This window comes from Shewanella sp. S1-49-MNA-CIBAN-0167 (assembly GCF_040310145.1).
Taxonomy (GTDB): Bacteria; Pseudomonadota; Gammaproteobacteria; order Enterobacterales; family Shewanellaceae; genus Shewanella; species Shewanella psychromarinicola.
Map to the genome: position 1 here is coordinate 1 of NZ_JBEOPO010000023.1, position 23,454 is coordinate 23,454.

The following is a 23,454-nucleotide window of genomic DNA, read 5'->3' on the forward strand; positions in this document are numbered from 1 at the left end:
GGTGACTGCTTTCGCTGTCTGCCGTGTCAGTGGATGCGCATTATAGGCAATACAAGATTTAGCGCAAGCCCTTTATTGAGGTGATTTGTCATTTTGGGTTTGTTTGCGGATAATTTAGCCTGACCAGCTAGTTTTTAAGCATTATACTGTCTGAAACCATAAATATATAAGGATTGTTATGTCTACCAATGTAAGAACTTACCAAGGGATCCACCCTAATTTAGCTGATAACGTCTATGTTGATGAGTCTGCAGTACTTGTTGGCGATATAAAATTGGACCATGACGCCAGCATTTGGCCATTAGTTGCTGCTCGTGGTGATGTGAATAAGATCCGTATTGGTAAACGCAGTAATGTCCAAGATGGCAGTATATTGCATGTAACGCGTAAATCGCCTTCTAATCCTAATGGTAATCCATTAATTATTGGTGATGATGTGACTATTGGTCATAAGGCGATGTTGCATGGCTGCAAGATTGGTCATCGCGTGCTAATAGGTATGGGCGCTATCTTACTTGATGGTGCAATAGTAGAAGATGACGTGATTGTCGGCGCGGGCTCACTCGTGCCACCCAATAAAATTTTGCAAAGTGGTTACTTATATGTAGGCAGCCCATGTAAACAAGTTCGACCGTTAACTGACGCGGAACGTGTATTTTTACCACAATCGGCTGATAATTATGTCCGTTTAAAAAATGAATATTTGGTAGACTTACAACAGTAGCGTTATTCATACAAACGATTTGGGCCAATAATATGTTGGTCTATTTCGTTTAAGCCTTGTTAAAACAAGTCATTCCACACATATCTTTATGATCTTCGTTGATACACTCACTATGATTTACAGAATAAATGGCCATCACAGTTTGTTTATTACTTATCACATCGGGACTCAAACACACTCTGACGACGATAATTAGCTTATATTGACTCGCAGATGGTAGTTTAGTTTGGCTTGAGGCACGTCGAGCATCGATGTTTAATGCTAAAGAGTATTACCGACTTATTATTAGGATGGTTGAAGTGAAAACTAAAGGACGCATTAACAATAAGCACATTGCCTATGTAGACTTTAAGAGTCATCTATTATTGCTTGCTGTGCCTTTCTTGTTGTTCGTTATTATTTTCATATTCGCCATACCTAGTAATGCAAATACCTATTTATACCTAATGCTTATTTGTGGCGTTTACGCTTTGAGTTATGGCATCACTTATTATATCCACAAACAAAATATTTTACGGCTTTGGCAACATTTAGAGCAAGTTGTCCACATTAACGATACGACTTATGAATTAGTGAATTTATCCAGTCAATACGATTCTGAAAAAACCTTTTTAGACGCTCTATTGCAAAAAGCAGTAAGTGCTATCGATGATGCCGAAATGGGCAGTATCATTCTGGTTGATAAGAATACCACTAGATTACAATTTGAGTCGGTTGTGGGGTTGGATATAGATGCTCTTCGAAAAATAAACTTTACCTTAGAAGAAACCTTTCAGTTCCGACGGACGAATGGTCGTTGTGATAAGGCGGTTGTGATTAACAACATGAAGAACATCAATGCTAAAAGCACTCTCACAAATGAAGACCAACACGCACTATTACATGCTTCGATACAACCAATCTGCTCAACCTTATCTAGCCCAATCCATATTGAGGGTGAACTTTATGGAATGATGAACTTAGACAGTATCAAGATGGATGCCTTTGGTGATTACGATATTAACTTGGTTAATATTCTAACCTCTGAAGCCGCTAATGCGATTTCGTTATATCAAAAGTCGAAGAAAATCGAAATCATGGCAGATTATGATGGATTAACCGAGCTGTATAACCGTAAGAAGTTTGATGCCACGATTTTACAATGGCAACACAATCCAGAGTTAGCCAGTTATATTATCATCTTGGATATGGATAACTTAAAACCGTTAAATGATCAGTATGGACACCAAGCGGGTGACGATGCATTAAAAGCCATTGCACAATCACTAAAGGCGCTATGGCATCCTGAGTTTTTGGTTGCGCGTTATGGTGGTGATGAGTTTGTTGCTTTATGCCGCGGCCCTATCGATACCTTAGAGCAGCAAATCACCCAATTGCAGCAAGACCTCGCCGCTTGCGTACATGGCATTCATTTTAGCTACGGATTTGCACAATATGATCTAGATTGGGAGAGTGCCTTTAAGCAAGCTGATAACAATATGTATACCAAAAAACGACTCAAAAAATGGTCGGCACCCAAGTCTGCGCGAAACTAACTCGACCAATCCAGCTGATTAAACACATCATGAAATAACAGTAATGTCGCCACTATCGCTAAAGGCTTCTTGTGCTATGAGCGCTTCAGCTTTGTCTTCTAGGTCAAAACGACATTGTTCAAACAAACTGGCGGCATTATGTTGATCCACCAGTTGATTATCACAAAGCTCGCTAATAACAGAAAAGTGAGCAAAACAATTAATATTTATCCCCTGTTGCTGCGCAATAAATCTTACTTCATTTGTTTCGATATAGTGCTGATCGGTAAAGATCACGCTTTGATTCATTAATCTGCTACCTTTTGCGCCAGTGACTCACGCAGTTTTCCCATGACAGATGCGGTATCAGGAGTCACACCGCGCCATAAACTAAAACTTTTTGCCGCCTGACCAACCAACATGCCTAGCCCATCAGCGGTTTTACGGGCATGTTGATCTTGCGCCCATTGGTTAAATGCTGTGGTTTGTTGGCTGTAGGTCATGTCGTAACAATCAGTGGTTTTATCTACGATAACATTAGGCAGAGTAATTAACTGCCCAGATAAACCTGCAGAGGTTGAGTTAATCACTAAATCAAACGGAGAGTCTAATTCCTCAATGGGTTTAGCAAAAAAGTTACCATATTCACTGAATAAGGCTTGGAGTTGCTGTGCTTTTTCGTGAGTCCGATTACAGATAACCAATTGAGCCACATTATGCTGCAAAATAGGCAAAATACACCCCCTTGCCGCGCCACCAGCACCTACCAATAAGACTCGCTTACCTTTTAACGAGCCAAATAGCATTTCTAGGTCATTCACCAAGCCAACGCCATCGGTATTGTCACCGCCTATTTTGCCATTGGGTAAATTAAACAACGTGTTGACGGCGCCTGCGAGTGTAGCCATCTCACTGAGCTCATCACACATGGCAAATGCTTGTTCTTTAAAAGGTGCGGTAACATTGGCGCCTTTACCGCCATCGGTAAAGAATGCCGTTAACGAAGAATCAAATTGATCGACAGAGACGAGAATAGCGTCATAACTTAAGTCTTGCTGAGTTTGTTTGGCAAACTCAGTATGTATGAATGGCGACTTACTTTGCGCTATCGGGTTACCAAATACAGCATACTTATCGGTCATTTACTTCACCTCTTAGTTAACGGCATTATTTGCCTACGATGGACACATCTGACGTCTATCATCAAATGTTAGCGGCTATATACCTCAGACATTGGCTTTTTTTGTAAATAGCAACCACCGAGCTTACCTTGACGGCTGTCAGTATCTTGCTTTTCTACTGCTATCCATATCTTTTGTACTTTACTGCTGAACACCAAAGAGGCGCCTCTGCATAAGACTAAACCTGCCGGTTTTCCAACCGCAATCTGCCCAGTATCTAAATAGAATATATCGGCCACATTTGCCGTCACAGCAGCCAGAATATCACCATAGTTCATGCCATTGGCAACCCCATTCCCAAACTAAAACGGAGTGCGTAAATACCATGGCTACCACCTGGGAAAGCAACCGCTATTATTACTCTTGTTTTGGCTAGTTTACCTGCATTTACGAGTGAATTATGCAGCGATTCAACACTTGCTGACAAGTTACCCATACTCATCCGGCATTACGTGCTAAACACATGCCCTCCGTTATCGCTGAGTCTATGGTGATCAGAGGATCATTCTCATGCGCGCGGCGATTAACAACGCAATAAAAAAGCCTGAACATCAACAAACGATGATTCAGGCTATTTCAACCTTAGCAGACAACATGGGTAACCGATGACTCGTTATTGCAGCATGGCAAGGTAGAATCCGATTGGAATTAAACTTCAGCTAACCAGTCTTGTGGTTTTAAGTAGATATCGTACAACTCAGCTTCTGGACTATCTTCTTCAGGGGTGAACGCGTATTCCCAACGTACCAGAGGCGGCATTGACATTAAAATCGATTCTGTACGACCGCCGGTTTGTAAACCAAATAAGGTGCCACGATCATAAACCAAGTTAAACTCGACATAGCGGCCACGACGATAAAGTTGGAACTGGCGCTCATCGTCACCGTATTCTAAGGTTTTATTGCGCTCGACAATTGGCGCATAAGCTTCAATAAAGCCGTTTCCTACCGCTTGCATAAACTCAAAACTACGCTCAAAACCGGGTTCGTTTAAATCGTCAAAAAATAGTCCGCCGACACCTCGAGTTTCATTACGATGCGGTATAAAGAAATACTCATCACACCATTTTTTGTATTTAGGATAAACGTCATCGCCAAATGGCTGGCAAATATCTTTAGCCGTTTGATGCCAGCTGACGACATCTTCTTTAAAGGGGTAATAAGGTGTTAAATCAAATCCGCCACCAAACCACCACACGGGGTCCGCACCTTCTTTACGGGCAATAAAAAAACGTACGTTGGCATGGGTCGTCGGGATATAAGGGTTATTGGGGTGGATCACTAAAGACACCCCCATCGCCTCAAAACTACGGCCAGCTAATTCAGGGCGATGCGCAGTAGCCGATGCAGGCATAGATGCACCCATCACATGTGAAAAGTTAACGCCAGCTTGCTCAAAGATTTTGCCTTGAGTTAATACTCGACTAGTGCCACCGCCGCCTTCTTCACGCTTCCATGAGTCAGCTTTAAAAGTGGCTTTGCCGTCGAGTAGCTCTAAACGCTGACAAATATTTTGCTGTAATGCTAGCAGGAATGATTTTACTTGTTGTGCGTCGGGCACTTGAGAAAGGTTGTTTGACATAGTATTAGCTTCCATTACGAAGGATCTGACCACTGCGGGCATCAATAATGGTTGATGGCTGACGTTGTTCGCCCAGCTTACCTAAAATCAATGCATCAATTTTATCAGTAAAATCAGTGATGATATGTTGTGCATCGACGACCGGTGACTTTCCGGCTAAATTGGCACTTGTCGATACAAGGGGTTTATTGAGGGTGTCGCACAACTCTCGCACAACGGGGTGAGCTGATACGCGCACTGCAATCGAATCAAATTCACCGCAGAGTAATTTGGATACATGGGACTGAATAGGCATAACAAAGGTAAAGGGGCCTGGCCACTTTGATTGCGCAAACTGCAACTGCTGTTCAGTTAGTTGAGTGATATCAAGGTAAGGCAAAAGTTGATCCAAAGAACTGGCTACTAAAATCAACCCCTTTTGCCAAGGACGCTGTTTAACAGCCAACAATTTTTCAATAGCACTGTCGTTGTCAGGATCACAGCCTAAACCAAACACCGCTTCAGTTGGATAAGCAATCACTCCGCCTTGACTTATGACGGCAGCGACAGCGGATGGCTGCAATTGCAACATGAAACTTCCTTACATCAAATTGATATTAATAACGAAAACTACAGAGCACGTTTATATTTACAGGATTTTTGCGGACACTCAACTCGGCTACCCGCCGCACCTTTACGTTCAACTAAAATCCCGAAGCCACAATCAGGGCAAGCTTCATTATACGGAGGGTAGTTTACGATAAACTTACATTTTGGGTAGGCGCTACAAGCAAAAAAAGTTTTACCATAACGACTGGTCCGAGACTCAAGATGACCTTTGGCGCACTGAGGGCAAACAATCTGTTCAGCTTGATTGGTGTGATCGTGTTTTTCAATATGAGTACATTCTGGGTAGTGAGTGCAACCAATAAAAATACCAAACCGACCAGACTTAACCGCTAACTCATGGCCACACTGCGGACATTCTGAACCGCTGATAACTTGAGTCTCTATCGACTCATGTTGCACTAGTGGACGAGTATAGTCGCATGTTGGGTAGTTATTACACCCCACAAAGCTGCCATGTTTACTGTGTTTAACCGACAGTTCAGAACCACAAACAGGACAAAGTTCAAACTCTTTCTCCAGTGCATGCTCGTGGACAGTAAACAACTGCGGATCAATTTTCGACATGGTGCTCTCAATGAATAATTTTCTGTAGACCTAAAAAAGGAGGCTAAGCCTCCTTTTTGTTATGAGTGTAAACGCCCTTCTGGCTGCTCGAAGATTAAATCTTCCATTTGCTCATAGGCTGACTCATTTCCTGGCACGTTAAATAGTACCATTAATACCACCCATTTGAGATCTTCTAACACTAATGTAGGTTCATCTAATTCCATGACACGGTCAATGACCATTTCACGGGTTTCGACACTGAGTACTTGTATCTGCTCTAAAAACAATAAAAAACCACGGCACTCAACATCTAATTTGGCCATTTCCGCTTTGGTATAAATACGGAATGAATGTTGTGCGTGATTACACAAGTAAGGTTTATCGCTTTCTTGTAGATCAGCAAGGTGCTCTAACCAAGAAAGTGCTTTTATAATATCAACTTGATGAAAACCCGCACGGGTTAACTCTTTAGTGAGCTCATCTTCATCAACTAATAGCTCAATTTCACTATGAACATAATTTTCAAATAAATACATGAGGATATCAAACATGGCTAACTCCTCTTTAGTCTGACGTAACCACCGGGCACTGCTGCAACCCACCCTTGTAACTCAAGTTCAAGCATTTGTATTAACACCAGATCTATTGGTTTCCCACTATCCTCAACTACTGCATCTACCGCAGTAGTTTCATATCCTACACTAGATAACAGCGGAGGAAATGGCAAATCACAAATGTCATTATCTCGTATATGGTGCCGTAGATGCAATTGTTCAAGGTGATAATCAGATAAACTGCCCAATTCTTCGATTATATCGACAGCCGACTCGACAAGTTTGGCGCCATTTTTAATTAAATCATGGCAACCTTGACTATAGCCCCCTAACACCGATCCTGGTACAGCAAACACTTCACGGTTTTGCTCCATTGCAAGTCGAGCACTAATTAACGAACCACTTTTACGACTTGCCTCAACCACGACAGTGCCTAAGCTTAGGCCACTGACAATACGGTTACGCCGAGGGAAGTTACCAGAAAAAGGCCCTATACTTGGCCAATATTCACTGATTACACAGCCTGTATTGATAATGTCATGATACAAGTTTTGATGACGCTTAGGGTAAATGCACTCAACCCCGCTGCCCAATACTGCTATGGTCGTTCCATTAGCAGCCAGAGTCGCTTTATGGGCTGCACCATCAATACCAGCAGCCATGCCGCTGGTAATTGAAAAGCCTTGGTGAGCTAAATGATAAGCGAGTTCTGCCGTTATATCTAAGCCGCCTCGAGAGGCATTACGGCTTCCCACCATTGCAATACTCGGTAACACAAGAGATTCTATCGACCCTTTAACAAATAATACCTGTGGTGGATCGCTAATTTGTGCAAGTAATGGCGGATAAAGTGGATCAGAGAGGGTCACAATATAGTGATTGGACTGCGAATCAAGCCAGGCTAGGGCTTGCTCGACCTTATTAAAGTCGATACTACATTTAGCCAATAGGCTTGCTGGTAAAGGCAAGGCCTGAGGTTCAAACTCTAGACGTTGACGAATTTCTTCAACGTCCATTTGAGTTAATAATTGTTGAATCCGAGCAGGTCCTAGCCCAGATACGGCACAAACAACTAACCAGTCGACCAGTTTATCTGAAATTATTCACCTTTAATGGTCAAGGGATCTGGTTTAGTCAATTTATCACCGACTCGAACGGGGTGCTCATTGAACATAATCAAACCTAAACTGGTTTTATCAAACACTTTAAAAACCATCAAATTACCATGAAAAATATCTGGCATTTTATACACGGTATCATCTGAAAAGTTCGCCAGCACTTTATCGTAAGATGAACGGTCTATAGGTCGAACTGGATTACCCTCATTATCAATAATAATGTTTTCGCCATCGCGGTACATTGAAAAAACATGTCCAGTCTCAACACCATCATTGGCACCACGATCAAGATAGACGACATCTAACTTACCAGCTTCACGAATGTTACCTGTTATACCAACAATAGAGGTAGAAACACCTAAGTCTGCCGCTTTTGGGATAAAATAAGCCGACATTAACGCTTCATCTTCTACCGGGGCAACATGAAAGCCACCTTTGGTTTCACGTAAGCTACTGAGCAATTCAACTTTTGACACAACGCCAGACTCAATAACCCGCCCACTCGAAGCTAAAATAATTTCCTGGCCTAATAATTCGCCGCTATTTGGAGCAAAAAACTCACGTCCAGTTTGATAAATTGCCACTTTAAGGCCTTGTTCAAGCTGCGCATTAACATAGACAACGTCATCGACCACATGATGAATTGATGGGCTCTCGCCGCTCATAACAATCGGCAATTCCAATAACCATGCAGGATCCACAACTCTATTTTGTACTAAATAGGGTCTAATTAAGGCAAGATCAACAGCAGGAATCGGGCCATCTTTGGATATGACTCGTCCTTCAGGACTCTTCTGAATGTGCTGCTTAACCACTAAACGAGGTTGACCATCAATAAATACTAATGTCAGTCTATCGCCAGGGTAAATTAGATGTGGATTAGCAATTTGCGGGTTAACACCCCACAATTTAGGCCAACGCCAAGGGTCATTCAAAAAATATCCAGAGATATCCCACAACGTATCGCCTTTTTTAACGACATACGTGTCAGGATGGCCCGCCTTTAGGGTTAATGTATCAGCGTTAGCCCCAAAAAAATTTAATGATAAAAAAACAAGTAAAAGTAAGCGTTTCATGGTGAGATCCATGTTGTTTAGCTCTTTATTAGAGCTTTTTGCTGTTATTGATAAGCGGTAAGGATTAAAATTACCCTAATCGCAATGGCCAGTATAGCTATCTGGCTGAAATTTGACAGACTTGTGAAGAGTTTATATATGCCACTACTTAATGTTTTACGATTTCCAGATGAACGTTTACGCACCATCGCGCTACCTGTGACGGATTTTGGTCCGCAATTACAGACTATAATTGATAACATGCTCGAGACGATGTACCTAGAGAAAGGTATCGGTCTCGCTGCTACTCAAGTGGATTTTCATCAACAATTGATTGTGATGGATTTACAAGATGAGATAGAACGCCCAACCGTTTTTATTAATCCTGAGATTATTGCCAGTAGTGGCGACTTGGCAAATGAAGAAGGCTGCCTATCGGTACCGGGGATTTATGCCAAAGTTGACCGTGCTGAATTTGTCACGCTCAAAGCCCTAGATCGTCACGGTAAAGAGTTCACTATTGAAGCAGATGAGTTATTTGCCGTTTGTATTCAGCATGAAATGGATCACCTTAAAGGTAAGTTGTTTGTCGATTACTTATCACCATTAAAACGCCAACGTATAAAAACTAAGCTTGAAAAAGAAGCTCGTTTAGATGCTAGAGAAGTATAGGAAAAAATTTGAAACCGTTAAAAATTATCTTTGCCGGTACTCCGGATTTCGCTGCCAGACATTTACAAGCGCTCATCGACTCTGAACATGATGTGATTGCGACTTATACTCAACCCGATAGACCCGCAGGGCGAGGTAAAAAACTTACAGCAAGCCCAGTAAAAGCACTGGCATTAGCGCATGCCATTCCGGTATTTCAACCAGCATCATTACGAAATGATGCGGCACAAGCGGAATTAGCACACCTCAATGCCGATATCATGGTTGTTGTTGCTTACGGGTTGATTTTACCAAAGATAGTCCTTGATACTCCGCGTTTAGGTTGTATTAATGTTCACGGTTCAATTTTACCGCGCTGGCGTGGAGCCGCGCCTATCCAACGAGCATTATGGGCAGGCGACACAGAAACCGGTGTCACCATTATGCTAATGGATATCGGCCTAGACACTGGTGATATGCTGTTTAACACCCGCTTACCCATCGAACCGAGCGACACCTCAGCCAGTCTATATGAAAAACTCGCAGCCCAAGGACCTGAAGCATTAATTGAGGCTTTAGCAGGATTAAGCGAAGGGACGTTAACGGCTCAAAAGCAAGATGAATCGCTCGCCAATTACGCGGCAAAACTCTCTAAAGAAGAAGCGCGTCTTGATTGGCATAAAACAGCCAAGCAATTATGGCAAGACATCCGCGCATTTAATCCCTGGCCCGTCAGCTATTTTGAGCATCATCAAAGTACCATTAAAGTTTGGCAAGCTGATTATTCCGCAGAAGTATGTCACGAAGCTCCGGGCACCATTATCGCGGCAACCAAACTCGGTATTGAAGTGGCTACCGCTGATGGCAAGTTAATTATTCAGACCATGCAACTGCCCAACAAAAAGCCACTTAATGTGGCCGATATTTTGAATGCTCGTGGTGATTGGTTTACCGCTGGTGTGTGTTTAAACCAAGAGGCTAACTAGCATGAATGTGCGCGCACTGGCAGCTAAAGCGATTTATGAAGTACTTGAAAAGGGTATGTCGTTATCGGTAGCGCTACCCGATCAGCAACAACACCTGCAAAATGGCAAAGACAAAGCCCTATTAGCAGAACTATGTTACGGCGTTATGCGCCAATTGCCACAACTCGACAAATGCGTCAGCGACTGCTTAGCCAAGCCGTTTAAGGGAAAGCAGCGCATATTACATCAATTGTTGATTGTCGGTTGTTACCAGCTTTACTTTACTCGCATTCCGGCACATGCCGCGATTTCTGAAACGGCAGAAGCCTGCCGACAGTTACGTTTTGATGGTTTGGTAAAAGTGGTCAATGGTGTATTGCGTACTATACAGCGCCAAGATGCCGCCTTAAACACCGACTCCGAAACCCTACGTTTTAATACTCCAGCTTGGTTTATTAAACGCTTACAACAAGCTTATCCAGACCATTGGCAAAACATTATTGAGCAAAGCCATCAGCGTCCACCCATGTGGCTGCGTAATAATCAGCAATCACAAACACGTGATGCTTATTTAGCGGCATTAGCCCAACACGATATTCCCGCCCAAGCAGGCCCAAGCCAAGATGCTATATTGCTCGAAGGCGCAAAAGATGTGACCGCTTTACCTGATTTTATGCAAGGAGCAGTCTCTGTTCAAGATGGCGCCGCGCAATGGGCTGCAACCTTACTGGCACCAATGGCGGATGAATTGATCCTAGATGCCTGTGCTGCACCAGGTGGCAAAAGTTGCCATTTACTAGAGCTTGCTCCCGATATTAATTTAGTCGCAGTCGACTTTGATCAAAAACGCCTAGATCGAGTACAACAAAATCTGGACAGGTTGCATTTAAAAGCGCAGCTTATTCACGGCGATGCTGCTGATATCCCATCATGGTGGCAAGGACAGCAATTTGATCGCATATTACTCGATGCACCTTGCTCAGCCACAGGCGTTATTCGTCGTCACCCTGATATAAAATGGTTACGTAAAAATAGCGATATTGAAGAGTTAGCCAACTTACAAAAACAAATATTGGATCATTGCTGGCAATGGCTTAAACCGGGTGGCTGCTTATTATATGCAACCTGTTCTATTTTACCCCAGGAAAACAGCCAGCAAGTTGAGCTATTTCTAACACGGACACCCGATGCGAGTTTAGTACCGATAGAGCAACAAACTCATCTCGATGATATCGGTTGGCAGATTTTGCCAGGACAAGACAATATGGACGGCTTTTATTACGCTCGCCTAGTTAAAGCACTTTAAGGATGTACCTCAAGCCATGAAAATTATTATTTTAGGGGCTGGACAAGTTGGCGGCACATTAGCTGAAAACTTGGTCGGTGAAAATAACGACATCACACTCGTCGACAGTGATCGCGCTCGACTAAGGTTGTTGCAAGACAAATTTGATTTGCGTGTTGTTGTCGGTCATGGCGCCCATCCGAGTGTACTAAAAGAAGCGGGAGCAGAAGACGCGGACATGCTCATTGCAGTAACAAACAGCGATGAATGTAACATGTCTGCCTGCCAAATCGCTTATAGCCTTTTTGGCACACCGACAAAAATTGCGCGTATTCGCTCAGAAGCCTATTTGGAACTTCAAGATAAACTATTTATCAGCAGTGAAATTAAAAGCGGAGATGCCAAACCTCGTGGCGGTTTTATTATTGACGAGTTAATTGCACCAGAACAGTTAGTGACCGCTTACATACAAAGATTGGTCGAATACCCTGGTGCACTTCAAGTTCTTGAATTTGCGAAGGGTAGACTCAGCCTTGTTGCGGTTAAAGCCTATTATGGTGGCCCACTAGTGGGTAACGCACTCGCCACATTACGTGAGCACATGCCCAATATTGATACCCGGGTGGCGGCTATTTTTAGACAAGGTCGTCCCATTATGCCGCGTGGCACCACCATTATTGAAGCCGATGACGAAGTGTTTTTCGTCGCCGATAGCCGCCATATTCGCGCGGTAATGAGTGAGATGCAAAAACTGGATAATTCGTACCGAAATATAATGATTGCCGGTGGCGGTAATATTGGTTTTGGCCTTGCCCAAAAACTACAACGTACTCACTCGGTTAAATTGATTGAGCACCGTCAAGAGCGCGCAGAGTTACTGTCTGAAAAATTGGAAAAAACCACCGTGTTTTGTGGTGATGCCTCAGACCAAGAATTATTGCTTGAAGAGCACATAGATCAAACCGATGTGTTTATCGCCGTCACTAACGACGATGAAGCCAATATTATGTCCGCTCTACTCGCCAAACGTATGGGTGCTAAAAAAGTCATGGTGCTGATCCAACGTGAAGCCTATGTTGATATAGTACAAGAAGCTAACATTGATATCGCCATCTCTCCGCAACAAGCTACTATTTCAGCGCTGCTGACGCATATTCGCCAAGGTGATATTTGTAATGTTTATTCATTGCGCCGTGGTGCAGCAGAAGCCATTGAAGCCATCGCCCATGGTGATTCGAGTACCTCAAAAGTGGTCGGGAAAAAAATTGGTGATATCAAGCTGCCGCCAGGAACCACCATTGGCGCCATTGTTCGTAATGATGAGGTGTTAATGGGCCACGATAGAACGGTAATCGAACAGGGTGACCATGTCATTTTATTCTTGGTCAATAAGAAGTTCATCGGTGACGTAGAAAAGTTATTTCAACCTAGCGCATTTTTCTTTTAAGTTCTTATGCTTAACTTCAAACAAATCATTTTCATTATCGGTATTTTTCTGGCGATACTAACAGGATTTATGCTGGTACCAATGGCTTTTGCACTGTTTTATGCTGAAGAAACCATTGGAGACTTTATGATCTCAGGGTTGTTTACCGGCTTTATCGCCATTCTGTGTATTCAAAATGGCCGACACCATCATTTCAACCTCAACATCCGCGACATGTTTATGCTGACAAGTGTAACTTGGTTTGTGGTCAGCTTATTTGCAGCCTTACCCTTCACGCTTTATCACGGTATTAATTATACCGACGCTTTTTTTGAAACTATGTCAGGCATTACCACCACAGGTTCAACGGTTTTATCTGGTTTAGATAATATGGACCATAGTATTTTAGTCTGGCGTTCATTATTACAATGGCTTGGCGGCATAGGCTTTATTGTCATGGCCGTGGCAATCCTACCGTTTTTGAATGTGGGGGGTATGCGCTTATTTAGGACCGAATCCTCTGATTGGAGTGACAAAACGATCCCCCGCACCCAGCATATGGCTAAACACTTATTCTTGATTTATGCGGCATTAACAATGCTATGTGCATATTCTTATCACCTTGCTGGCATGCACTGGTTTGAGGCAATCAATCATGCAATGACAACATTATCGACCGGAGGATACTCAACCTCAGATAAATCAATGGCCATCTTTTCACATTCGGCTCATTGGGTGAGTATCGTGTTTATGTTGGCAGGCGGATTGCCGTTATTGATGTTTGTACAAACCATACAGCAACGCAGCTTACGCTTATGGAATGATCAACAGGTAAAAGGATTTTTACGCTTTGTGTTACTGGTGTCATTTTCGTTAGCCTTTTGGCTTTGGCAACACCAGCAAATAGACTTTTTAGATGCATTAAGATTAGCCAGCTTCAATGTCATTTCGGTTATCACTACCACAGGTTATGGGTTAACGGACTATCAATCTTGGGGGGCTTTCGCCAGTGTGATATTTCTATTTCTAATGTTTATTGGCAGTTGTTCTGGCTCAACATCTGGTGGGATAAAAATATTTCGTTTCCAAATCGCATTCTCAATTATGCGTCAACAAATTAAACAACAGTTTCATCCTAACGGGGTGTTTAAAGACAAATACAATGGCCATCGTATTCGTGATGATATTGTCCGCTCAATCATGGCGTTTTTTATGCTGATGGTTATCGTGATATTAGTGCTTTCAATTACATTAGTACTGACAGGGTTAGACCCAATGACCAGCTTTACAGGAGCGATTACTGCGGTCACCAACGTCGGACCAGGCCTTGGTCCTATTATTGGCCCAGCAGGAAACTTTGCTCCACTTCCTGACGTAGCAAAATGGGCATTGGCACTAGGAATGTTATTAGGGCGCTTGGAAATACTGACTGTCGCAGTGTTGTTTCACCCTAAATTTTGGCGTTATTAATATTGCTTAGGCAATGACGACTCCAGAAGACGCTAAATGGGTAATATGGTCAGCATAGGCCTTCACATCGTCCCAATCAGTATAATCAATAATTGCAGTAGGATCGGTGGGGCCATCGGTCATCTTCATAATAAGGCGGATCATTAAGCTGTCATACCAAGGCCAAGAAGGATAATCGACTTTACCGGCAATAATTTTGACATCTTGGGGTTTCCACGCCGATAAGGTTAAAAACTTCTGTAAGTATTTATTGTTCTCGGGGATGCGTTTTTCTGGCTTGCGAGCGACGACATTGACGCAAAAAAAACTATTGGGTAACTGCGACAAGTGTCGCTGATTTTCACGAACAAATTCAAACACCGATTTGTGATATGAGCCATATAAGACACAAGCCCCTAACGCAACAGCTTGGTATTTAGACCAATCGATTGGGGTTTTATCTTGAATATTCATCACATCACAATTATCGCCTTGGGATTGAATTTGCTCTGAAATTGCACGGCTAATATGTGCGGTGTGGCCACCCCGAGAATAATACAACACTAAAACATTGGCCATTTTTGATTCTCATTGCTGATTGATTTTCATCAGTTTGGCAAAAAAAGTCTCTTAAAACCCCTGCAAAGATCACAAATTAGAAATGGCTCATATATTTAATCGTTTAAATTGAGATCTCTATGAAGCAAAAGTATTATGATATAGAAAACAAAACTGAACCCAGACTAACTCGCAATTAAAGGTTACATAAGGACACTCATGAAGCAAGATATCGATGTCGCAACGATGCTTATTAATGCCGAAACGGCTGCACAATGGTTAAAAGCCATTGCGAATCCTTACCGCTTAATGATTTTATGTTTATTGTTAGAACAAGAATTAAGTGTCACGGAGTTAAATGAGACAGTGCCGCTGAGCCAATCAGCATTGTCACAGCATTTAGCGGTACTGCGTACCCAAGATTTGGTCAACACTCGTAAGAGCTCACAAGTGGTTTATTACACGCTTAAAAATGAGCAAGTAACCGAAGTTATCTCTATTCTACATCGACGCTACTGCGCTTAACTAACATAAAGGCTTAAATAGCGTTGAGAGTGAATAGTGTGCCCAATAATATGTCATTGGACACGCTGTTGGTGTCATGAGGTTACATTTGCCCTGTTATTTGTTTGGCATAATCATCGACTTTACTCCAATCCGTAAACTCGAACGTTCCCTGTGTATCGGTCGGTCCTTTGGTCATCCACATGATAAATCGGATCATAAACTTATCGAAGAAACCGTAACGAGGGTAATCTATCTTACCCGCAAAGACGCCTAATAGCTGAGGCTTCCAAGCCGAGAGTCCTAAAAACTTCACCATATAAGGATTGGTTTCTGGAGTGTTTTTTTCAGGCTTTCTTGCCACAACGTTTACGCTAAAAAAACTGTTCCGCTTGGTATCGAGTATGGCTTTGTGTTGCTCAACAAACTTGAACAATTCTGGTCGATGTTTGCCATATCGAATACTGGCACCAATAACGACTTTATCGACACAAACTAAATCATCCGCGTCAGCCTCCGCTAGGTTAACCACCCTAACCTGCTCGCCATTTGTCATTAAAATTTGCTTGATTTGCTGACAAATTGCCAGCGTCTGCCCATCGACTGTAGAGTACAGAATTGCAGTTTTCATCATTAATTTTTCCAAAACGTAGGGGTGAATAACACCAATAAGGTGAACACTTCTAATCGACCAAATAACATCGCCATCACCAGTACCCACTTGGCACCGTCTGAAATACTGGCATAATTTGATGCCACATCACCCAGACCGGGTCCTAAGTTATTTAAACTCGCGGCAGTGGCACTGAATGCGGTAATGGCGTCCATGTCCATGGCCATTAAAATCACCATACACGTCACAAATACTAATGCGTAAGCGGAAAAGAATCCCCACACCGCATCAATAATTCTATCGGGTAATACCTTTGAGCCGATCCTAATGGAATACAAAGCCTTAGGATGAACTAATCGTTTTAGCTCACGTGAACCTTGCAAAATAAGTAGAATGAAGCGGATGACTTTCATGCCGCCGCCAGTAGAACCAGCACACCCACCAATAAAACTTGAGAATATTAATAAAATCGGTAAAAACAACGGCCAAGAATGGAAATCTTCAGTACCAAAACCTGCGGTAGTTGAAATCGATACCACTTGGAAGAAGGCATAATCAAGGGTTTTCTCAGGAGTATCGTAAATACCTGACTGGTATAATGTCGCAAAACAGATTGCGGTCAACACCAGTTGCACGGCAATCAAAACCCTAAACTCCGCGTCTTTTAGGTAGACCTTAACGTTAATACCACGGCGAGTAAATGCAGCAAAGTGCAAGCTAAAATTGGCTGCCGCAATGAGCAAGAAAACAGCACAAATCACATTAATTAACGGGCTTTCAAAATAGCCTATACTCGCATCATGAGTAGAAAAACCGCCAATCGCAATGGTCGAAAATGAATGACAAATCGCATCAAATGCATCCATACCAGCAAAGTAGAATGCTAAAGCACAAGCGGTAGTGAGCAAAAAGTATATATACCATAAAGCCTTAGCTGTTTCGGCGATGCGAGGGGTCACTTTAGTGTCTTTAACCGGGCCTGGTACTTCAGCTTTGTACAGCTGCATACCACCAATACCCAACAGCGGTAAAATGGCTACGGCTAAAACGATGATACCCATACCACCCATCCACTGCAGTAAATGGCGATAAAACAATATTGACTTAGGTAAATTATCTAGCCCAACAATCACGGTAGCGCCCGTGGTGGTTAAGGCTGAAAATGATTCAAAAAAACTGTCGGTCCAACTTAAATCGGGGTTATTAGCAAAAATAAACGGCAGCGCACCTATGGATCCCAGCACTGTCCAGAACAGCACCACAATCAAGAAACCTTCACGAGTTCGTAGATCACCTTTTTGATGACGGTTGGGGTACCACAATAAAAAGCCTAAAAAAATACTGACAAAAAAGGCCTGAATAAAAGCAGTACCGCCACCATCTTTATACAAGATAGCCACTAATGCTGACGGCAACATGGTGATTGAAAATAACCCCATCAGCAAACCTGTGATTCTAATAATTGTTTTATATTGCATTAAGGATTCTGTTTAAGTTGTGCTGCGTCGGATTTAACTATTGAGTGACATTCTGGCATAAGTTAGTCATAGCTCAAACTGTAAACGTTACTTGTAGTTGGCCCTGAGTCAGTGTCGCTAATGCTTGATTAAAAGCCTGATGGTGTGATTTAGCCAGCTCAAAGTGTATTTCAACAATGTCGCTAAACATTTTATCCGTCACCACGCCATCATGTTGAGCAACTAAATACTCAACATCAGTTAGTTGTGCATAATGGCACACTAAGCTTGCCCGATACCTTAAATGCTTCACCTGAGTGTGTATTTGCGTTAATCCTTGCTTGATACCCGAAGTATAAGCACGCACTAAACCACCGACACCCAACTTGGTGCCACCAAAATAACGCACCACAATAGCACCAAGCTCACCCATGTTTGCGCCTTGTAAGCACGCTAACATGGGTTTGCCGGCACTACCTGATGGTTCACCATCATCACTGGACCCCATATCAATGGTGTTTTCAGGGCTGCCAGAGACAAAAGCATAACAATAATGATTCGCTCCAGGATATTGCCGCTTTATGTCAGTAAGTGCTAACTTCATATCATTTGGGTGTGGACAATGAAATAACAAAGAGATAAAGCGACTATGCTTTATCTCTTCTTGAATCAATACATTAGCTGTTGGAACTGAATAATATTCAATCAACTAAACCAAACTCTCTTGTCATGTTTTCCACTCGGTTATGATGCACTATCACATTATCTTCAATACGAATACCACCAAATGGACGCAGCTCAGCAACAGTTTGCCAATTAATGGCTAGCTTAGCGGTTGCAGATAGTTGCTCAAGCAAGGTATCGATAATGTAAATACCAGGTTCAATGGTGAGTACCTGATTTGCTGCTAACACTCGGGTGCAACGTAAAAATGGGTGATCATCTGGCGCGGCGACATTAGTACCACGTTCATCATGAGCATAACCGCCCATATCATGGACTTGTAGCCCCAACATATGACCTAAGCCATGGGGGAAAAATGCTCGGGTAATGCCTTGGGCAACTAACTGCTCAACCGTACCATTAGCCAAGCCAAAATCAATCAATAACTGACCAATGTGCTCGTGAGTCGCAATGTGGAGATCGGTGTATTTAACCCCGGGTTTCATGGTGTCAATGATGGCTAATTGCACCTTATTGAGTGCATCAATTAGTTCACAGAATCGGTTTTTTTCAAATGCATAAGTTCTTGTTATATCAGCAGCATAGCCGTGATAACTGGCCCCAGCATCAATGAGAAATGATAAACGCTGTGCTGGGTTTATATGTTCTAAAGCAGTGTAATGCAAAATAGCGGCATTTTGATTTAATGCGACGATATTGCCATAAGGCACTTCGTTTTCACCCTGGCCAATTTCGAGCAAATAACGCTGCTGTATTTCAAACTCGCTAGCGCCATTATAAAAAGCATTTTTGGCCGCTAAATGACCTTTTACGGCAATTTGATTCGCTCGGCGCATGCACTCAAGTTCATATTCGGTTTTATCCGCACGATGAAAATGTAAGTAGTTCATCACAGCATCGGGATTTCGAGAGGTAAATCCTAATACATCTGCAACATCCAAATGCTCACCAACATACGCCCATTGAGTTATCTCTTTGGGTAAATATTCGGCAATATGATCCGCTTTGGTTAATAATTCAATCTCGAAATGCTCAGTCCAAAAGGCATCAGGCAAATCATTCACCTTGTGCCAAAAATCGACCGGACGGTAAAATACTAAACGCGGTTTATCTTGGCCGTTGGCAATAATCCAACAATTAGGATTATCTAAAATCGGCAACCAAGCTTTAAATTGCGGGTTCACTTTAAAGGGATAGTTTAAATCATCTAAAAACTGTCGGTGCGGCTGACCAGAATGAATAACTAATCCTGAAATATTCTCACGCAGACAAATTTCAGCGACTCGACGATTTAGCTCACCGATGTGTGCATGATATAGATGGGCTAACAGATCCATTGAGTATCCCTTTTTTAATAAGTGTTAACTTGATCAGTCTATCACAAACATAAAAACTCCTCCCTAGATGATAAGAAATTAAACGGCCGTTTAAATTGGTTGTTGTAATTTGTCTCATTTAGTCGCACACTGATAATTAGCTGGTCAATAGATGGCCGAAACCGCTGTGATTCAAGCTTGATAACTGCACAGTAAAATAAGATGTGGAAGTCGCTTTTAAGCAATAAGGAAGCAAGCAATGATCTACCAAAGCCCTACCATTCAGGTTGAGTTACTTGAAGATAATATTGCCAAACTGTGCTTTAACGCACAAGGTTCGGTAAACAAATTTGACAGAGAAACCATAGCCTCTCTTGATGCCGCGCTAGACAGCATCAAACAAAACACTGACATTAAAGCCTTATTGCTGACATCAGCAAAAAGCACTTTTATTGTTGGCGCAGACATCACTGAATTCTTAACCCTATTTCAACAAGACGATGCAACCTTGTTAGCTTGGGTTGAACAAGCCAACGCGGTATTCAATAAGCTAGAAGACTTACCGTTCCCAACGGCCTCTGCCGTAAACGGTTTTGCGCTTGGTGGTGGTTGTGAAACCATTTTAGCAACTGACTTACGTGTTGCAGATACCAATGCTCGTATCGGGTTACCAGAAACAAAATTAGGTCTTATTCCTGGTTTTGGTGGCACAGTGCGATTGCCTAGAGTGATTGGTGCAGATAATGCGCTTGAGTGGATCACCACGGCTAAAGATCAACGCCCAGAAGATGCCTTAAAAGTAGGTGCTATTGATGCCGTTGTTGCACCAGAGAATTTACAAGCCGCAGCGATCCAAATGTTGCATGATGCACTTAATGGCAGCCTTGATTGGCAAGCCCGACGTACCAAAAAGCAATCACCATTACAGTTACCAAAGCTTGAAGCCATGATGTCTTTTGCCACAGCGAAAGGCATGGTGTTCTCAGTTGCAGGCAAACATTATCCCGCGCCAATGGCCGCTGTGAATGTTATTGAACACGCTGCAGGTTTAGATCGTGATGGCGCATTAAAAGTGGAAGCACAGGCTTTCATTAAATTGGCTAAAACAGACGTTGCCCAAGCCCTAATTGGTATTTTCTTAAATGACCAATTTGTAAAAGGTAAAGCAAAGAAAGCCGGTAAGCTGGCTCATGATGTAAACCAAGCCGCGGTATTGGGTGCAGGTATCATGGGTGGTGGTATTGCATACCAAAGTGCCAGCAAAGGCACGCCGATTGTCATGAAAGACATCGCTCAGCCAGCATTAGAGTTAGGCTTAAACGAAGCAGCTAAAATCCTTACGACTCAAGTTGCTCGAGGCCGCTCTACGCCAGAGAAAATGGCTAAAGTATTAAACAACATTACTCCTTCATTAGATTATGCCGCCATTAAACATAGCGATATCGTTGTAGAAGCCGTTGTTGAACATCCAAAAGTGAAAGCGACAGTGCTTGCAGAAGTCGAACAATACGTATCTGAAGATGCCATTATTGCGTCAAATACTTCGACCATCTCAATCAATTTATTGGCAAAAAGCCTGAAGAAACCAGAACGTTTCTGCGGTATGCACTTCTTTAACCCTGTGCATAAAATGCCATTAGTTGAAATTATCCGTGGTGAGCATAGCTCTGAAGAAACCATCGCAACCGTAGTGGCTTACGCTAGCAAAATGGGCAAAACCCCAATTGTGGTAAATGATTGCCCAGGCTTCTTCGTTAACCGAGTATTGTTTCCATATTTTGCCGGCTTTAGTGGTCTACTCGCTGAAGGTGCTGATTTTGCTGCTGTCGATAAAGTGATGGAAAAACAGTTTGGCTGGCCTATGGGCCCAGCATACTTACTTGACGTAGTAGGTTTAGATACCGGTCATCACGCCCAAGCTGTAATGGCAGAAGGCTTCCCTGACCGCATGGGTAAAAATGGCAAAGATGCTATCGATATTATGTTTGAAAACAAGCGTCTAGGTCAAAAAAATGCCAAAGGTTTCTATGCTTATTCTGTCGACCGTCGCGGTAAACCGAAGAAAGACATTGATCCAACAAGCTATGAATTATTGCACGCCACTTTTGGTGAATTAAAGGCATTCGAGTCTGATGATATTATCGCTCGTTGTATGATCCCGATGATCATCGAAACCGTCCGTTGTTTAGAAGAAGATATTATTGCATCACCTGCTGAAGGCGATATGGGTCTGGTTTACGGTATTGGTTTCCCACCATTCCGCGGCGGTGTATTCCGTTACTTAGACACCATGGGCGTAGCAAACTTTGTTGCCCTAGCAGACAAATACGCACATCTGGGTGGCTTGTATCAAGTTACCGATGCAATGCGTGCACTTGCAGCCAACAACGGTAGTTACTACCAAGCCTAATTAGCGGGAAAGGAATTAAATCATGAAACAAGCTGTTATCGTAGACTGCATTCGTACCCCAATGGGCCGTTCTAAGGCTGGGGTATTTAGAAATGTACGTGCAGAAACCTTGTCTGCAGAACTAATGAAAGCGCTATTAGTGCGTAACCCACAACTAGACCCTAATGACATTGAAGATGTGATTTGGGGGTGTGTGCAGCAAACCCTTGAACAAGGTTTCAACATTGCTCGTAACGCATCATTATTAGCTGGTATTCCTAAAACAGCTGGCGCCGTTACCGTAAACCGTTTATGTGGTTCGTCAATGGATGCCCTTCACCAAGCGGCTCGTGCCATTATGACCGGCCAAGGTGACACCTTCATTATTGGTGGTGTTGAGCACATGGGTCATGTACCAATGAACCACGGTGTTGATTTCCATCCAGGCCTCGCAAACCGTGTTGCAAAAGCATCAGGCATGATGGGCTTGACCGCTGAAATGTTGGGTAAAATGTATGGTGTTACTCGCGAACAACAAGATGCGTTTGCCGTGCGCTCTCATCAGCGTGCTCATGCAGCAACGATTGAAGGTCGTTTTGCCAAAGAAATTTGGGGTATTGAAGGCCACGACGCAAACGGCACACTGATTAAAGTGATGAATGACGAAGTTATCCGTCCTGAAACAACACTCGAGTCGCTTGCGGGTTTACGTCCGGCATTCGACCCAGTTAACGGTACTGTGACAGCGGGTACATCATCAGCATTATCAGATGGTGCTTCTGCTATGTTGGTCATGGAAGAGTCAAAAGCGCGTGCCCTTGGGTTAACGATTCGAGCTCGTATCCGCTCTATGGCTGTTGCGGGTTGTGATCCAGCCATTATGGGTTACGGCCCAGTACCCGCAACCAAAAAAGCATTAACTCGTGCCGGTTTGTCTGTTGCAGATTTAGACCTTATCGAATTGAATGAAGCCTTTGCTGCACAGTCTTTACCTTGTGTTAAAGATCTTGGCTTGCAAGATGTCGTCGATGAGAAGATTAACCTTAACGGTGGCGCGATTGCATTAGGCCACCCACTAGGTTGTTCAGGCGCACGAATTTCAACAACCCTGATTAACTTAATGGAAGAAAAAGATGCAACACTTGGTCTTGCCACTATGTGTATCGGTTTAGGTCAAGGTATCGCAACCGTATTCGAACGCGTATAAGGTTACCAATGCCAAGCTGATTAATGATCAGTAATAAAAAACGAGCTATTTTGGCTCGTTTTTTTATT

The 23,454-nt window shown here is 42.9% G+C and carries 24 protein-coding genes; 10 read left to right on the top strand and 14 right to left on the bottom strand.

Translation table 11 applies throughout. The features are described 5' to 3' along the window. Positions 1-178: 178 nt before the first annotated feature. Together AAEZ00_RS12050 and AAEZ00_RS12055 are read left to right on the top strand one after the other, a co-directional pair. Positions 179-724 (top strand): gamma carbonic anhydrase family protein, encoded by a 546-nt coding sequence (locus tag AAEZ00_RS12050; protein ID WP_101033487.1) that lies wholly within the window; start codon positions 179-181, stop codon positions 722-724. Positions 725-1,023: 299 nt separating this feature from the next. After that, the gene (locus tag AAEZ00_RS12055) at positions 1,024-2,259 is read left to right on the top strand and encodes a sensor domain-containing diguanylate cyclase (RefSeq protein WP_351077390.1); all 1,236 of its coding nucleotides are present in this window, start codon (positions 1,024-1,026) and stop codon (positions 2,257-2,259) included. Between the two features lie 27 nt (positions 2,260-2,286). Here AAEZ00_RS12055 and AAEZ00_RS12060 read toward each other — a convergent pair whose 3' ends face one another. From AAEZ00_RS12060 to AAEZ00_RS12100, 9 genes are all read right to left on the bottom strand, one after another. Beyond that, positions 2,287-2,547, bottom strand: a complete 261-nt coding sequence (locus AAEZ00_RS12060; RefSeq protein ID WP_351077393.1) for a DUF1488 family protein — start codon at positions 2,545-2,547, stop codon at positions 2,287-2,289. Next, entirely contained in the window at positions 2,547-3,380 is an 834-nt protein-coding gene (gene aroE / locus AAEZ00_RS12065; protein WP_351088679.1) for a shikimate dehydrogenase, read from the bottom strand. Before aroE ends, AAEZ00_RS12060 begins: the two co-directional genes overlap by 1 nt. 68 nt (positions 3,381-3,448) lie before the next feature. After that, positions 3,449-3,697: a hypothetical protein gene (locus AAEZ00_RS12070; RefSeq protein WP_351088680.1), complete on the bottom strand. Its 249-nt coding sequence runs from the start codon at positions 3,695-3,697 to the stop codon at positions 3,449-3,451. Positions 3,698-4,067: 370 nt separating this feature from the next. Further along, entirely contained in the window at positions 4,068-5,000 is a 933-nt protein-coding gene (gene hemF / locus AAEZ00_RS12075; protein ID WP_124012938.1) for an oxygen-dependent coproporphyrinogen oxidase, read from the bottom strand. A gap of 4 nt (positions 5,001-5,004) precedes the next feature. Next, entirely contained in the window at positions 5,005-5,571 is a 567-nt protein-coding gene (tsaC, locus tag AAEZ00_RS12080; protein WP_351088681.1) for an L-threonylcarbamoyladenylate synthase type 1 TsaC, read from the bottom strand. 38 nt (positions 5,572-5,609) lie between these two features. After that, entirely contained in the window at positions 5,610-6,173 is a 564-nt protein-coding gene (locus tag AAEZ00_RS12085) for a DNA topoisomerase family protein (protein ID WP_124012936.1), read from the bottom strand. 59 nt (positions 6,174-6,232) lie between these two features. Further along, positions 6,233-6,706 carry a DUF494 family protein gene (locus tag AAEZ00_RS12090; protein WP_101033474.1) on the bottom strand — a complete coding sequence of 158 codons (474 nt, stop codon included), beginning with the start codon at positions 6,704-6,706 and terminating at the stop codon, positions 6,233-6,235. Positions 6,707-6,708: 2 nt separating this feature from the next. Further along, a complete protein-coding gene (dprA, locus tag AAEZ00_RS12095) occupies positions 6,709-7,725 on the bottom strand; it encodes a DNA-processing protein DprA (RefSeq protein ID WP_124012935.1) in 1,017 nt (338 codons plus the stop codon). A gap of 83 nt (positions 7,726-7,808) precedes the next feature. Continuing rightward, positions 7,809-8,915 (bottom strand): LysM peptidoglycan-binding domain-containing protein, encoded by a 1,107-nt coding sequence (locus tag AAEZ00_RS12100; RefSeq protein WP_124012934.1) that lies wholly within the window; start codon positions 8,913-8,915, stop codon positions 7,809-7,811. Between the two features lie 126 nt (positions 8,916-9,041). Here AAEZ00_RS12100 and def point away from each other — a divergent pair, with 126 nt between their 5' ends. Genes def through AAEZ00_RS12125 form a run of 5 tightly spaced genes read left to right on the top strand, consistent with a single transcriptional unit; the run spans position 9,042 to position 14,679 of the window. After that, positions 9,042-9,554 carry a peptide deformylase gene (def, locus tag AAEZ00_RS12105; RefSeq protein ID WP_233768597.1) on the top strand — a complete coding sequence of 171 codons (513 nt, stop codon included), beginning with the start codon at positions 9,042-9,044 and terminating at the stop codon, positions 9,552-9,554. A gap of 8 nt (positions 9,555-9,562) precedes the next feature. Continuing rightward, positions 9,563-10,519, top strand: a complete 957-nt coding sequence (gene fmt, locus AAEZ00_RS12110; protein WP_351077407.1) for a methionyl-tRNA formyltransferase — start codon at positions 9,563-9,565, stop codon at positions 10,517-10,519. A gap of 1 nt (position 10,520) precedes the next feature. Continuing rightward, entirely contained in the window at positions 10,521-11,804 is a 1,284-nt protein-coding gene (gene rsmB, locus AAEZ00_RS12115) for a 16S rRNA (cytosine(967)-C(5))-methyltransferase RsmB (protein WP_351088682.1), read from the top strand. A 16-nt stretch (positions 11,805-11,820) separates the two neighbouring features. Further along, positions 11,821-13,230, top strand: a complete 1,410-nt coding sequence (gene trkA, locus AAEZ00_RS12120) for a Trk system potassium transporter TrkA (protein ID WP_101033468.1) — start codon at positions 11,821-11,823, stop codon at positions 13,228-13,230. Positions 13,231-13,236: 6 nt separating this feature from the next. Next, a complete protein-coding gene (locus AAEZ00_RS12125; protein WP_124012930.1) occupies positions 13,237-14,679 on the top strand; it encodes a TrkH family potassium uptake protein in 1,443 nt (480 codons plus the stop codon). Between the two features lie 6 nt (positions 14,680-14,685). Here the strand turns inward: AAEZ00_RS12125 and hemG (AAEZ00_RS12130) are convergent, their stop codons facing one another. Next, entirely contained in the window at positions 14,686-15,237 is a 552-nt protein-coding gene (gene hemG, locus AAEZ00_RS12130) for a menaquinone-dependent protoporphyrinogen IX dehydrogenase (RefSeq protein ID WP_124012929.1), read from the bottom strand. Between the two features lie 198 nt (positions 15,238-15,435). Here hemG (AAEZ00_RS12130) and AAEZ00_RS12135 point away from each other — a divergent pair, with 198 nt between their 5' ends. Continuing rightward, entirely contained in the window at positions 15,436-15,741 is a 306-nt protein-coding gene (locus AAEZ00_RS12135) for an ArsR/SmtB family transcription factor (RefSeq protein WP_101033465.1), read from the top strand. An 82-nt stretch (positions 15,742-15,823) separates the two neighbouring features. Here AAEZ00_RS12135 and hemG (AAEZ00_RS12140) read toward each other — a convergent pair whose 3' ends face one another. The 4 genes from hemG (AAEZ00_RS12140) to pepQ form a co-directional block, all read right to left on the bottom strand. Beyond that, on the bottom strand, positions 15,824-16,351 hold the full coding sequence (gene hemG, locus AAEZ00_RS12140; RefSeq protein ID WP_124013015.1) for a menaquinone-dependent protoporphyrinogen IX dehydrogenase: 528 nt from the start codon (positions 16,349-16,351) through the stop codon (positions 15,824-15,826). Between the two features lie 2 nt (positions 16,352-16,353). Beyond that, positions 16,354-17,811, bottom strand: a complete 1,458-nt coding sequence (locus AAEZ00_RS12145; protein ID WP_124012928.1) for a TrkH family potassium uptake protein — start codon at positions 17,809-17,811, stop codon at positions 16,354-16,356. Positions 17,812-17,884: 73 nt separating this feature from the next. Continuing rightward, on the bottom strand, positions 17,885-18,499 hold the full coding sequence (locus tag AAEZ00_RS12150) for a YigZ family protein (protein WP_124012927.1): 615 nt from the start codon (positions 18,497-18,499) through the stop codon (positions 17,885-17,887). Then, a complete protein-coding gene (gene pepQ / locus AAEZ00_RS12155) occupies positions 18,492-19,811 on the bottom strand; it encodes a Xaa-Pro dipeptidase (protein ID WP_124012926.1) in 1,320 nt (439 codons plus the stop codon). The genes AAEZ00_RS12150 and pepQ overlap by 8 nt, the downstream gene beginning before the upstream one ends. 238 nt (positions 19,812-20,049) lie before the next feature. Between pepQ and fadB the strand changes: the two genes are divergently transcribed. Both fadB and fadA read left to right on the top strand, forming a co-directional pair. Further along, positions 20,050-22,200, top strand: a complete 2,151-nt coding sequence (fadB, locus tag AAEZ00_RS12160) for a fatty acid oxidation complex subunit alpha FadB (protein WP_351077419.1) — start codon at positions 20,050-20,052, stop codon at positions 22,198-22,200. Positions 22,201-22,222: 22 nt separating this feature from the next. Further along, entirely contained in the window at positions 22,223-23,386 is a 1,164-nt protein-coding gene (gene fadA, locus AAEZ00_RS12165) for an acetyl-CoA C-acyltransferase FadA (RefSeq protein ID WP_101033460.1), read from the top strand. Positions 23,387-23,454 lie beyond the last annotated feature (68 nt).